The organism is Cereibacter sediminicola, from assembly GCF_007668225.1.
In the GTDB taxonomy this organism is placed as follows: domain Bacteria; phylum Pseudomonadota; class Alphaproteobacteria; order Rhodobacterales; family Rhodobacteraceae; genus Cereibacter_A; species Cereibacter_A azotoformans.
In genome coordinates this window covers 105,701-118,206 of the sequence record NZ_VDEK01000003.1, presented here as the reverse complement: position 1 = coordinate 118,206, position 12,506 = coordinate 105,701, and the positions used below count along the sequence as shown (strand labels likewise).

At 68.1% G+C, this 12,506-nt stretch carries 15 protein-coding genes; 14 read left to right on the top strand and 1 reads right to left on the bottom strand.

Going from position 1 to position 12,506, the window contains the following annotated elements:
- Positions 1 to 88 precede the first annotated feature (88 nt).
- The 12 genes from FG154_RS03195 to FG154_RS03140 all read left to right on the top strand — a co-directional run bounded on the left by FG154_RS03195 (position 89) and on the right by FG154_RS03140 (position 9,659).
- Positions 89 to 520 carry a c-type cytochrome gene (locus tag FG154_RS03195; RefSeq protein ID WP_145104292.1) on the top strand — a complete coding sequence of 144 codons (432 nt, stop codon included), beginning with the start codon at positions 89 to 91 and terminating at the stop codon, positions 518 to 520.
- A 211-nt stretch (positions 521 to 731) separates the two neighbouring features.
- On the top strand, positions 732 to 2,534 hold the full coding sequence (locus tag FG154_RS03190) for a methanol/ethanol family PQQ-dependent dehydrogenase (RefSeq protein WP_145104290.1): 1,803 nt from the start codon (positions 732 to 734) through the stop codon (positions 2,532 to 2,534).
- A 152-nt stretch (positions 2,535 to 2,686) separates the two neighbouring features.
- On the top strand, positions 2,687 to 3,217 hold the full coding sequence (locus FG154_RS03185; protein ID WP_011908956.1) for a c-type cytochrome, methanol metabolism-related: 531 nt from the start codon (positions 2,687 to 2,689) through the stop codon (positions 3,215 to 3,217).
- Complete coding sequence (locus tag FG154_RS03180; protein WP_186312275.1) at positions 3,214 to 4,026, top strand: substrate-binding domain-containing protein; 813 nt, start codon at positions 3,214 to 3,216, stop codon at positions 4,024 to 4,026. Before FG154_RS03185 ends, FG154_RS03180 begins: the two co-directional genes overlap by 4 nt.
- A complete protein-coding gene (locus tag FG154_RS03175) occupies positions 4,023 to 4,550 on the top strand; it encodes a PQQ-dependent catabolism-associated CXXCW motif protein (protein ID WP_145104287.1) in 528 nt (175 codons plus the stop codon). Before FG154_RS03180 ends, FG154_RS03175 begins: the two co-directional genes overlap by 4 nt.
- A 27-nt stretch (positions 4,551 to 4,577) precedes the next feature.
- Positions 4,578 to 5,759 carry an ABC transporter substrate-binding protein gene (locus tag FG154_RS03170; RefSeq protein WP_145104285.1) on the top strand — a complete coding sequence of 394 codons (1,182 nt, stop codon included), beginning with the start codon at positions 4,578 to 4,580 and terminating at the stop codon, positions 5,757 to 5,759.
- Between the two features lie 24 nt (positions 5,760 to 5,783).
- Positions 5,784 to 6,746, top strand: coding sequence for a YVTN family beta-propeller repeat protein (locus FG154_RS03165; RefSeq protein ID WP_145104282.1), 963 nt, complete (start codon positions 5,784 to 5,786; stop codon positions 6,744 to 6,746).
- Between the two features lie 24 nt (positions 6,747 to 6,770).
- Positions 6,771 to 7,214: a cupredoxin domain-containing protein gene (locus FG154_RS03160; protein ID WP_145104280.1), complete on the top strand. Its 444-nt coding sequence runs from the start codon at positions 6,771 to 6,773 to the stop codon at positions 7,212 to 7,214.
- A gap of 15 nt (positions 7,215 to 7,229) precedes the next feature.
- Positions 7,230 to 7,472, top strand: coding sequence for a PepSY domain-containing protein (locus FG154_RS03155; RefSeq protein ID WP_145104278.1), 243 nt, complete (start codon positions 7,230 to 7,232; stop codon positions 7,470 to 7,472).
- On the top strand, positions 7,469 to 8,197 hold the full coding sequence (locus FG154_RS03150) for an ATP-binding cassette domain-containing protein (RefSeq protein ID WP_145104276.1): 729 nt from the start codon (positions 7,469 to 7,471) through the stop codon (positions 8,195 to 8,197). The genes FG154_RS03155 and FG154_RS03150 overlap by 4 nt, the downstream gene beginning before the upstream one ends.
- Positions 8,194 to 9,054, top strand: coding sequence for an ABC transporter permease (locus tag FG154_RS03145; protein ID WP_145104274.1), 861 nt, complete (start codon positions 8,194 to 8,196; stop codon positions 9,052 to 9,054). Before FG154_RS03150 ends, FG154_RS03145 begins: the two co-directional genes overlap by 4 nt.
- 11 nt (positions 9,055 to 9,065) lie before the next feature.
- Positions 9,066 to 9,659, top strand: coding sequence for a hypothetical protein (locus tag FG154_RS03140; RefSeq protein WP_145104272.1), 594 nt, complete (start codon positions 9,066 to 9,068; stop codon positions 9,657 to 9,659).
- A 15-nt stretch (positions 9,660 to 9,674) separates the two neighbouring features.
- Here the strand turns inward: FG154_RS03140 and FG154_RS03135 are convergent, their stop codons facing one another.
- The gene (locus FG154_RS03135; protein WP_145104270.1) at positions 9,675 to 10,718 is read right to left on the bottom strand and encodes a quinoprotein relay system zinc metallohydrolase 2; all 1,044 of its coding nucleotides are present in this window, start codon (positions 10,716 to 10,718) and stop codon (positions 9,675 to 9,677) included.
- Between the two features lie 105 nt (positions 10,719 to 10,823).
- On the opposite strand from FG154_RS03135, the gene FG154_RS03130 reads away from it, so the two are divergent.
- Together FG154_RS03130 and FG154_RS03125 are read left to right on the top strand one after the other, a co-directional pair.
- On the top strand, positions 10,824 to 11,630 hold the full coding sequence (locus FG154_RS03130; protein ID WP_145104268.1) for a quinoprotein dehydrogenase-associated SoxYZ-like carrier: 807 nt from the start codon (positions 10,824 to 10,826) through the stop codon (positions 11,628 to 11,630).
- A 162-nt stretch (positions 11,631 to 11,792) separates the two neighbouring features.
- On the top strand, positions 11,793 to 12,503 hold the full coding sequence (locus FG154_RS03125; RefSeq protein WP_145104266.1) for a response regulator: 711 nt from the start codon (positions 11,793 to 11,795) through the stop codon (positions 12,501 to 12,503).
- Positions 12,504 to 12,506 lie beyond the last annotated feature (3 nt).

The following is a 12,506-nucleotide window of genomic DNA, read 5'->3' as shown; positions in this document are numbered from 1 at the left end:
GGTGCCAGTGACCCGGCCGGTCGTTCGATCGGCCCGGGCGGCCTCGTGCGCAGGTCGCCCCCCGAGCCATCCGCAAAGGGAGCATATCATGAGACTGACGTTGTTTCTTGCAGGCGCGCTTGCGCTGGGCACGGCGCATGCCGCCGCAGCCCAGGGCGATCCGGCCGCCGGCGAGAAGGCCTTCCGCAAGTGCCTTGCCTGCCATCAGGTCGGCGAAGGCGCCACGAGCAAGACCGGCCCGGTGCTGACCGGCGTCGTCGGACGTCCGGCCGCAACCGTCGAGGGCTTCGCCTATTCCAAGGCGATGGCCGAGGCGGCCGAGGGCGGCCTCGTCTGGGACCATGCGGCGCTCGAGGATTTCCTGGCCAACCCGCGCAAGTCCATGCCGGGCACCAAGATGGCGTTCCCCGGCATCAAGAAGCCGGAGGAGCTGGCCGACATCATCGCCTATCTCGAGACCTTCTCGGATGGCGCCGTGCAGGAGGCCGGCGAGGCGTCCGACGCGCCAGCCGAAGGATGAAAAAGCTCGGTGCGCCAAGGATTTCGCAAGATCCCGCTCATGGCGCACCGGCCGGTCATACTTTGGGCTTAAAACCGGCCGGCGACGTTGACGCTACAAATCGACGCGCCGTAGCATGAGGCTCGGGAACAGGCCGCCAGTTCCGGGGAGGGAACCGAAGGCCGTCGAGAAGACCAAGACATTCTCAAGAAATCAACATCGGGAGGAGCCAATGAAGATGCTGAAGAGGGGTCTCGCTGCGACCCTGCTGCTCTCGTCTGCGCCGGTCTATGCGAACGACTCGGTCATGCAGGCGATTGGGGATTCGACCCAGTGGGCGATCCAGACCGGCGACTATGCCAACACCCGCTACTCCGAGCTGGACCAGATCAACCGCGAGAACGTGGGCAAGCTTCAGGTCGCCTGGACCTTCTCGACGGGCGTGCTGCGCGGCCACGAGGGCTCGCCTCTCGTGATCGACGGGATCATGTATGTCCACACCCCGTTCCCGAACAATGTCTATGCGCTCGACCTGAACAACGAGGGCAAGATCCTGTGGCGCTACGAGCCGCAACAGAACCCCGACGTCGTGGGCGTGATGTGCTGCGACACGGTCAACCGCGGCGTGGCCTATGCCGACGGCATGATCTTCCTGCATCAGGCCGATACGACGATCGTGGCGCTGGATGCCAAGTCCGGCGAGGTGAAGTGGACGGCTGTCAACGGCGATCCCACCAAGGGCGAGACCAACACGGCGACCGTCCTGCCGGTCAAGGACAAGATCCTCGTCGGCATCTCGGGGGGCGAGTTCGGGGTGCGCGGCCACCTCACCGCCTATGACATGCAGACCGGCGAGCAGGTCTGGCGCGCCTTCTCGACCGGCCCGGACGAGGAGATGCTTGTCGATCCCGAGCAGACCACGCATCTCGGAAAGCCGATCGGCCCGAACTCGTCGCTCGACAGCTGGGAAGGCGATCAGTGGCAGATCGGCGGCGGCACCACCTGGGGCTGGTATTCCTACGACCCGGACCTGAACCTTGTCTATTACGGCACCGGCAACCCCTCGACCTGGAACCCCTCGCAGCGGCCGGGCGACAACAAGTGGTCGATGACCATCATGGCGCGCGATGTCGATACCGGCATGGCGAAGTGGTTCTACCAGAAGACCCCGCACGACGAGTGGGACTATGACGGGGTGAACGAGAACATCCTCGTCGATCAGGAGATCGACGGGCAGATGCGCAAGCTGCTGGTCAACCTCGACCGCAACGGCTTTGGCTATACGCTCGACCGCGAGACGGGCGAGCTTCTGGTGGCCGAGAAGTACGATCCGGCGGTGAACTGGGCCACGGAAGTGGTGATGGACCCCGAGTCCGACCAGTATGGCCGTCCGCAGGTGGTGGCCGAGTTCTCGACGGCGCAGAACGGCGAGGACACCAACACCACCGGCGTCTGCCCGGCGGCCCTGGGGTCCAAGGACCAGCAGCCGGCGGCCTTCTCGCCCAAGACGGGCCTCTTCTACGTGCCGACCAACCACGTCTGCATGGATTACGAGCCCTACCGGGTCAGCTACTCGGCCGGCCAGCCCTATGTGGGCGCGACGCTCTCGATGTATCCCGCGCCGGACAGCCATGGCGGCATGGGCAACTTCATCGCCTGGGACGCCACCAAGGGCGAGATCAAGTGGTCGCTGCCCGAGCAGTTCTCGGTCTGGTCGGGGGCGCTGGCCACCGCGGGCGACGTCGTGTTCTACGGCACGCTCGAAGGCTACCTCAAGGCGATCGACGCCGAGACGGGCGAGCTTCTCTACCGCTTCAAGACCCCCTCGGGCGTCATCGGCAACGTGATGACCTACGAGCTGAACGGCAAGCAGTACATCGGCATCCTGTCGGGCGTCGGCGGCTGGGCCGGGATCGGTCTCGCGGCCGGCCTGACCAACCCGAACGAAGGTCTGGGCGCTGTGGGCGGCTATGCGGCGCTCTCGGACTACACCGAGCTGGGCGGCCAGCTGACCGTGTTCGCCGTGCCGGACTGAGGATCCCGGCCATCAGCCGGAGCCGGTCCCGGCTCCGGTCCCCTGCGCCGCTGAAGGAGGTGCGGCGGAGGGGGGTGCATGGCCCTGCAAGAACCGAAGCCGCCCCCTTGCGGGCACCGCGGGGGCGGCTTTCTTCTGGGAGGAGATAACGAATGAAGACCACTCTGTCCGTTGGCGCCATGGTGATGTGCGCGCTGATGGCTGGCGCCACCTCGCTGGCATCGGCCGAGGCCGCAGCACAGGGCACGGATGTTGCGGTCGCGTCGTCGGACGGCATCCGCTCGTTCAATGCCGAGGATGTGCCCACCTTCGACATCGCCGAGGACGGCACGGTGGACTGGCCTACCTTCTCGGGCTACCGCCGCTACCAGTCGGAGTGCCACGTCTGCCACGGCCCGGACGGCATGGGCTCGACCTATGCGCCGGCGCTGAAGGACAGCGTGATGCGCATGGATTACTACACGTTCCTGGAGATCATCGCCAACGGCAAGCAGGATGTGGGGGCGGCGCAGACGCTGGTCATGCCGGCCTTCGGGACGAACCCGAACGTCATGTGCTACGTCGATGACATCTGGACCTATCTGCGGGCCCGCGGCTCGGGGAACCTTGATCGTGGCCGCCCGGCCAAGCGCGCCGACAAGACCGAGGAATATGCCGAGGTGGAAGCGTCGTGCATGGAATGATCCGCAGCGCGCTCGTGGCGACGGTCCTTGCGGCCGGACCGGCCCAGGCGCAGGTCGCGGACCTCGTCTCGGACGATGTTCTGCGCATCTGCGCCGACCCCGCCAATTCCCCCATGTCCAACCGCGACGGCAGCGGCTTCGAGAACCGCATCGCCGAGCATCTCGGCCAGGTCATGGGCAAGCCGGTGGAGTACACCTGGTTTCCGATGGTGGTGGGGTTCGCGCGCAACACGCTCTTTGCGGGCAAGTGCGACCTCGTCATCGGCTACGCCCAGGGCGACGAGCTGGTGCTGAATACCAACCATTACTACACCTCGACCCATGTGCTCGTGGTGAAGGCCGAGGGGCCGCTGGCGGGCGTCGAGACCCTCTCGGACCCCGCGCTCAAGGGCCTGCGCATGGGCGTGGTGGCCGGCTCGCCCCCGGCCTCGCACATCGCGCGGCACGGGCTGATGGCGAGGGCCAAGCCCTACGACCTGATGGTGGACCGCCGGATCGAAGACCCGGCCGGCGACATGCTCTCGGACATCGAGGCGGGGGTGATCGATGCCGCCCTGATGTGGGGGCCGGTGGCCGGTCCGCTCGTGCGCGAGCGTGCCGGGCTCAAGGCCATCCCGCTCCTTAAGGAAGAGGGCGCGCCACGGCTGTTCTACCGCATCACGATGGGCGTGCGGCAGGGCGAGGATGTCTGGAAGCGCGAGGTCAATTCGCTGCTTCGGCGCGAACAGGAGGCTCTTGATGCGATCCTGCGCGAGGCGGGCGTGCCTTTGGTGGATGATTACGGAAAGGCGCTGAAGGAGGGCGGGTGAGAAGGTTCGCGGCGGCCCTCTGTCTTCTGGCGCTTCCGGCGCTGGCCGGCGTGCCCGAGCCCGACGGCTTTCGCGGCGCGCCCTATAGGGCCGAGGTTCCGGCCACCGTGCTGGGACAGCCCGGCCTCACGCCCGATGAGGCGCGCGCCCTCCATTCCGCAGGTGTGCCTTTCGTTGACGTGCTTCCCCGTGAGGCGCGCCCCGAAGGCCTGCCCGAAGACCGGATATGGCGGGAGAAGCCGCATCTCAGCATTCCGGGCTCGGTCTGGCTGCCGAACACGGGATACGAGGCGCTGCCGGAGGCCGATGCCGCCTACCTGCGCGAGGGGCTGGAGCGTGTGACGCAGGGGGATGGGCGCGCCGAGGTGGTGATCTTCTGCAAGAAGGATTGCTGGATGTCCTGGAACGCGGCCAAGCGCGCGATCGGCTGGGGCTTTTCCGGCGTGAAATGGTTCCCCGGCGGGACGGAGGCGTGGCAGGATCTGGGTGGGCATCTGGAGGAGGTGCCGCCTGCGCCGCGGTGAGACACGAACGGGTTGGGAGGATTGAGAATGCGATTTCTGCACGCCGCGCTGGTTGCGGTCATGGCCATGCCCTGCGCCGCGCTGGCACAGGTCGAGATACGGATGGCCGTGCTGCGCGTGGATGTGCCCGTCCGTCCTCCCGCCTCGCGTCTCGACCTGCCGCCCGAGGATCTCGGCTTTGCCGGGGCGCGCCTCGGCACCAGTGACAACGCCACCACCGGGCAGTTCATGGGCCAGAGCTTCGTGACCGACGAGGTGACGGCCACGCCCGAGACGGCCGCCGGCAAGATGCAGGAGATCGTGGCCTCGGGCGTCCGGCTCGTGGTCACGCTGGCCGATGAGGAGACCACGCTGGCGCTCGCCGATGCGGCGGGGGACGAGGTGCTGGTCTTCAACGCGCGCGCGCGGGGCGACGCGCTTCGGGGCGAGGACTGCCGGGCCAATCTTCTCCACACCGCGCCCAGCCGGGCGATGGTCACCGATGCTCTGGCTCAGTTCCTCATGTGGAAACGCTGGGACGACTGGTTCCTGATCGAGGGAAGCCACCCGGCCGACCGGGCGCTGGCCGATAGCTATCGGCGCGCCGCCACCAAGTTCGGCGCCCGCATCGTCGAGGAGCGCACCTTCGAGGATACGGGCGGCGCGCGGGCGACCGACAGCGGGCTCGTCCAGATCCAGGCGCAGATGCCCACCTTCACCCAGCGCGCGGCGCAGCATGATGTGGTGGTGGCCGCTGACGAGACCGGCGTCTTTGCCGCCTACCTGCCCTATCACACATGGGAGGCGCGGCCTGTCGCGGGCTCGGCGGGTCTGTCGCCGCTCTCGTGGCATCCTGCGATGGAAATGTGGGGCGGCATGCAGTTCCAGAGCCGCTTCGAGAAGCTCGCCCAGCGTCCGAGCCGCGAGGAGGATTACCAGGTCTGGCTGGCGATGCGCGCGGTGGGCGAGGCGGCCACCCGCACCCAGTCGGCCGAGATGGTGGTCCTGCGGGACTACATGCTGGGCGACGAGTTCCAGCTCGGCGGCTTCAAGGGCCAGCCGCTGACATGGCGCGACTGGGACGGCCAGCTGCGCCAGCCGATCCTGCTCGGATCGGGCGACATCGTGACCTCGGTCTCGCCCCAGTCCGAATATCTCCACCAGGTCTCCCAGCTCGATACGCTCGGCATCGACCGCCCGGAAACGGCCTGCCAGATCGAGCGCCAGTGATTCATTGAGAGGGGAGGACAAGAGATGATCATGAGAGCCACGGGCCTGCTGGCCTGCCTCTGCACCGCGAGCCCGGCGCTTGCGGGCAAGATCTTCGTCAGCAACGAAAAGGGCAACGACATCACCGTGCTCGACAGCGAGAGCTTCGAGGTGATCGCGACCTTCCCCGGCGGCCAGCGCCCGCGTGGCATCACGGCCTCGCCGGACGGCAAGTGGCTTTATGTCTGCGCCTCGGACGACAATCTCGTGCGGGTGTTCAGCACCGACACCTACGAGGAACAGCCGACGCTGCCCTCGGGGCCGGACCCCGAGCTGTTCGTGCTGCATCCCTCGGGCAACCCGCTCTACATTGCCAACGAGGACGACAACATCGTAACCGTCGTCGACGTAGAGACGCGCACGGTTCTGGCCGAGGTGCCGGTGGGGGTGGAGCCCGAGGGCATGGGCGTCTCGCCCGACGGCCGGATCGTCGTCAACACCTCCGAGACGACGAACATGGCGCATTTTATCGACACCGAGACCTTCGAGATCGTCCAGAACGTGCTGGTGGACCAGCGGCCCCGCTTCGCGCAATTCACCGACGACGGCGCGACGCTGCTCGTCTCGTCCGAGATCGGCGGCACGGTCTCGGTCATCGACCCGGCCTCGGGGCAGATCGAGAAGAAGATCACCTTCGAGGTGCCGGGCGTCCTGCCCGAGGCCCTGCAGCCGGTGGGGGTGCGGGTGACGGCGGACGGCTCCAAGGCCTATGTCGCGCTCGGGCCCGCCAACCGGGTGGCCGTGGTGGACGGCGCCACCTGGGAGGTGACGGACTATCTGCTCGTGGGGCAGAGGGTCTGGCAGCTGGCCTTCTCGCCCGATCAGAAATACCTTTTCACCACCAACGGAAACTCGAACGACATCTCCATCATCGACGTGGCTACGGACGAGGTTATCCGATCCGTGCAGGTGGGCGAGCAGCCCTGGGGGGTGGTGGCGGTGGAATGACGGACATTGTTCAGGGAGGAAGACATGTTTGAACGCATCCTGGCCGTGGCGCTCGCCGCCCTTGTCGCAGCGCCGGTGGCCGTGCCGGCGGCCGCCCACGAGTTCGGCTTTGCGGGCCTCATGTCGGCCTCGAACCGCGAGGATCTGGCCGATCTGACGCTGGCTTCGGGCAAGCCCGTGGCGGACGAGCCCTACGAGCTGAAGTCGGGCACCTTCTACCGGATCAAGATCGTGGCCGACGGCTCGGCCGAGCTTGCGCTGTCGGGGGGCGACTTCTTCCGCGCGATCTGGATCAACGAGATCGTCATCAACGGGATCGAGATCCGGCCGATGGGCGTCCATTCCATCGAGTTCGACGAGGCGGGCGAGGCGCGGATCTCGTTAGTGGCGATCGTGCCGGGCAGCTTCACGCTCAGCATTCCCGGCTCGTCCGGCGAGACGCAGCGTGCCACCTTCAACATCCGCTGACAGGGAGGAAAGAGGATGAAGAAACTTGCCGCGCTGGCATTCGTGCTGGCCGCCACCACCGCCTCGGCTCAGGAGGCCGACGAGGCGACGGTCGCGCGCATCAACGCGCTTCTGGCCGAGATGCAGTGCGAGGTCGATCCCGTCAACATCGAGGCCGATGACGGCGGATGGGAACTGGATGACGTCTTCTGCGCCGACGGGCAGTATGACATCGAGCTGGATGGCAACTTCGAGGTGACGGAGAAGCGCAAGGAATGACGCCAGCCGGCCCGCCCGCGCTCGAGATCACCGGCCTGAGCCACAGTTTCGGCGCGGTCCGGGCCCTGCGGGAGGTGAGCTTCACCGTCCCGCGGGGGGCCTTCGTGGCGCTTCTCGGTGTGAACGGGGCGGGCAAGACCACGCTCTTCTCGCTCGTGACCCGGCTTTACGACTCCACGAGCGGGACGATCCGCGTGGCGGGCTTTGACGCCCGCCGCCAGCCGGGCGAGGCGCTCGCCCGGCTGGGCGTCGTGTTCCAGAGCCGGGCGCTCGACGCCGACCTGACCCTGACGCAGAACCTGCGCTACCATGCGGCGTTGCACGGGATCGGCCGCCGCGAGGCCACGGCCCGCATTGACGAGGTGCTGGCGCTGGTCAGCCTGTCGGACAAGGCGGGGGCCCGTGTGGCCACCCTGTCGGGCGGCCAGCAGCGCCGGGCCGAGATCGCCCGCGCGCTCCTGCACCGGCCGGAACTGCTGCTGCTGGACGAGGCGACGGCCGGGCTCGACCTGCGCTCTCGGGCCGAGGTTCAGACCGTGGTGCGCGACCTGATCGCGGCCGAGGGGGTCTCGGCGCTCTGGGCCACACACATGATGGAGGAGATCGCGCCCGAGGACCGTGTGGTGGTGCTGCACCGGGGCGAGGTCCGGCTGACGGGACGGGCCGCGGATCTGGGCGGAAGCCTGACGCAGGGCTTCCTTGCGCTGACTGGAGAGGGCGCATGACCGCACCGCACCGCACGGCGCCCGTGGCGCCGCCGCGTCCGCGCCCCGGCCACGGCCGCTCGCTGCGCGGCCATCTCACCGCCTTTTCCGGCATCGCCGGGCGCGAGGTTCTGCGCTTCACGCGCCAGCGCGAACGGTTCCTGTCGGCGCTGGTCCGGCCTCTGGTGTGGCTGTTCATCTTCGCGGCCGGATTTCGGGCGGTGCTGGGCCTGTCGATCACGCCGCCCTATCAGACCTATGTGCTCTACGAGGTCTATGTCACGCCCGGCCTCTGCGCGATGATCCAGCTGTTCAACGGGATGCAAAGCTCGCTCTCGATGGTCTATGACCGCGAGACGGGGGCGATGCGGACGCTGCTGGTCAGCCCCTATCCGCGCTGGTTCCTGCTGGGCTCCAAGCTGGTGGCGGGGGTGCTGGTCTCGATCCTGCAGGTCTATGCCTTCCTGCTGATCGCCTGGATCTGGGGCATCCGGCCGCCGGCGCCGGGCTATCTCGCGGTGCTGCCGGCGCTGTTCCTGTCGGGGCTGATGCTGGGAGCGCTGGGGCTTTTCATCTCGTCGGCGATCCGGCAGCTCGAGAATTTCGCGGGCGTGATGAACTTCGTCATCTTCCCGATGTTCTTCGCCTCGACCGCGCTCTATCCGCTCTGGCGGCTTCGCGATTCCAGTCCGCTTCTGGCCGACATCGCTCTGGCCAATCCCTTCACCCACGCGGTCGAACTGATCCGCTTCGCGCTCTACCGTCAGGTCGAGCCGCTGGCGCTTGGCGTCGTCGCGGGCTGCGCCTTGCTGTTCTTCGGTGCGGCCGTCTTCATGTATGACCCGTCCAAGGGCCTCTGGGCCCTGCGCAAGCGGTGAGGAGGCACCCCATGCTGAAATGGATCCTTCCGGCGATCCTCATGTCCGGCTCGGCCGTGGCGGCGGATTTCTCGGACCCCGACTGGCCCTGCATCCAGCGCAAGCAGCCGCACCTGTCGCTGGGACAGGTCTGGAGCGGCCCGGTTCCCGACGCGGCCACCGAGGATCTTGCCCGCGATCCCGAGATCCGGGACCTGGCGGAAGAGCTTGAGCAGCGCCGCCTCTCCATCGAGGAGGCCGAGGGGCGGATTGCGGAGTTTGCCGCAAGCCATCCGCCCGAGGCGCTGGTGGCGCTGTATCTCGCCACCTTCGAGCGGATCGAGGCGGTCCGCAGCCGCGTCATGTCGGGCATCACGCGCTACGCCCACAGCCAGGAGGCGCTCGACCGGCGGATCGACGCGCTGCGGGCCAAGATGAGCCGGCTTCTGGCGGCGGAGGAGAAGGACTTCGACCGGATCGACGCGATCGAGGAGCAGCTCGACTGGGACACCCGGATCTTCCGCGATCGTCAGCAGTCGCTCACCTACGTTTGCGAGACGCCCGTGATCCTCGAGCGCCGGGCCTTCGCGCTGGGTCGCGCCGTGGCACAGCATCTGCCGAAGTAGCGGCGGGGGCGGCGTCTATTCCCACTCCAGCTCGGCGTAGGCGGCCGAGACATTGCGGGGATGGCTCGTGTCATACGCCTGCCAGCGCGCGGCCTCGTCGGGATCGCGGTCGCGGATCGCGACGCTCATCGGCTGCCCCGCGGCGATCGCGGTGCGGATCGTGGTGCGCAGGCGTTCGAGATAGGCGCGCGTTGTCTGGGCTCCGTCAGGCCAGGGAACGGGGGCGGGGCCATGCCCGGCCACGATCCGGCGCACCTCGGGGCGCGGCTCGTCCAGCCAGGCAAGCCAGCCGTTCACCGAGCCGTCGAGCGTGGGCAGAAGCTCGTTGAAGACGAGATCGCCGGCAAAGAGCGTCCCCGACTGCGCGTGAAACACCGTGAGGTCGTTGTCGGTATGCGCGGTGGCGACCGCCCGCAGATGCAGCGTGGCGTCCCCCAGTTCAAGCGTCTCGTCGGCTGTGCCACGGTCGGGCAGGGCCACTCGGGTGCCCAGCAGCGCGCCGGTCCCGACCTGAGGCGGATAGCTCTCCATCCAGGTCGCGGCGCGCGCCTCGATGCCCGCGGCCAGCCTGGGCGCACCGAGGATCTCGGCCCCGACTTCGCGGAAGAGGTCCGCCCCGAAGGAATGATCGGGATGCATGTGGGTCAGGATCAGCGCCCGGATCGGCAGGTCGCTGCGGGACCGGATGGCCGCGAACAGCGCCTCGGCCTGCGCCCGGCTTGCGCCCGCGTCGATGACGGCGATGTCCTCGGACCCGATCACGACACCGAGGTTCGCGATCTCGCCCCGGTTGGCGGTGTCGGGCAGGCCATCCTGCCCTTCGTGCACGAGGACCCCCGGCGCGACCTCCTTCAGCGCCAGTTGCGGCAGATCCGAGGTCGGCGCGCAGCGGCTGGGGCCGGGCGTCAGCTCCGGGTGCCGCAGCAGCCAGCTTGCGGCGCGCTCGGCGGCGGTGGAGCGGCACTCCTCCTCGGTCAGCGGGGCGGGCGCGGGCAGCAGCCGCTCGGCGCAGATGGCGGGCTCGGCCGCGAGGCACGCGTGAAGAAGCAGGTGGAACATGTCCCTGCCTAGCCGCTTCCGCCTCTGCGCGCACTCAGCCGAAAGTCTGATAGGCGGGGCGGACGCCGCGTGGTTTCATATCTGCCGACAGCACAGGAGATCGCCATGCGCATCATCCGGCCGACCGTCATTTGTGCAGTTCTGCTGACCACACCGCTCTGGGCCGAGGAAAGGCCGAGCCCGATGCAGCCCGGCGAGGCCTGGGAGAGCTTGCAGTTCGACGTCTTCGGCACCGATTCCCTTGTCGAGACGCCCGGCGCGCTCTCGCTCGAGGCGCCGTTCCGGGCGCATGATCCGGCGCTTGTTCCGGTGCGGGTGACGCAGCCCGCCGACGGGGCGCGCATCGAGGAACTGACCCTGATGATCGACGAGAACCCCTCGCCGGTCGCCGCCACCTTCACGCTGGGCGAGGCGATGCATCCGCTCGACATGGAGGTGCGGGTGCGGGTCAATGCCTATTCCAACGTGCGGGCCGTGGCACGGACGGAAGGCGGCGACTGGGCGATGGCGGGGCGCTTTGTCCGCGCGACCGGCGGCTGCGCCGCGCCCGCAGGCAAGGACGCCGAGGCGGCACTCGCCCATCTGGGTCAGACCCGCTTTCAGCCGCTGTCGTCCGCGACAAGCGGCGGCGACATGCGGCGCGAAGCCAAGCTGATGATCCGGCATCCGAACTACTCGGGCCTCCAGCGCGATCAGATCACCCTGCTGACCATTCCGGCCCGCTTCATCGACCTGCTCGAAGTGCGGCAGGGCGAGGAGCTTCTCTTCTCCATGACCGGGGGCATCTCGATCTCGGAGGATCCGGTCTTCACCTTCCGCTACCGGAACAACGGCGCGGGCGAGATCGTCGTCCGTGCCGTCGATACGGAGGGCGTCGAGTTTGGCGGCACCTTCCCGGTGCCCGCCGGCTGAGAAGAGTCTTTTCCGACGGGAACCGGATGGGCTTGCCGCGCGTTCCCGGAACTGGGCAAGATCGCGCTGCCGGAACAGGAGCAAGAGGAGCGGCAGGCGACCGGACCGATGTGGGATGACCGCGCAGGGAGGAGGAAGCCCGCGCGGAAACGGGAGGAAACTATGGGACATGTTCCTGGTGGGGGCATCGCATGCGCCGGGGCGCAGCGCGTGCCGGCACGCACGATCGGCGACATCCTGATCGTCGATGACCATCCGCTGATGTGCGATGCGCTGGCGATGACCCTCACCCATGCCTTCGGGCTGAAGCGGGTGCGCAGCGCGGCCAGCCTGTCGGCGGCCGAACGGCTGCTGCGCGAGGGGCCGCTGCCGGACGCCATCGTGCTCGACCTGAACCTGCCCGACGTGCGGGGCATCGAGGGGGTGATGAGCCTTCGCAAGCTTGCGCGCGCCGTCCCGCTCACGGTGATCTCGGCCGAGGTCGATGCCGAGATGGTGACGGCGGTGATGGCGGCGGGGGCGACGGGCTATGTCTCCAAGAGCCTGCCGCGGCCGCAGATGATCGAGGCCTTCGGGCGTATGTGGGCCGGCGAGCCGGTGACGCCCGAGGAGTATGACGCCGAGGGCGGCGGCGAGGACAGTGGCGAGCAGATGCGCGAGTTGGCCCGCAGCTTTGCCACCCTCACGCCGCAGCAGATGAACATCCTGCGGCTGATCTGTCAGGGGCGGCCGAACAAGCTGATCTCCTACGAACTTTCGATCGCCGAGGCGACCGTCAAGACCCACATTGCCGCCATCATGTCCAAGATCAACGTGAGGAACCGCACCCAGGCCGCCCTTCTGGCCAGCAAGGCGCGGATCTTCGCGCGCTAGGGG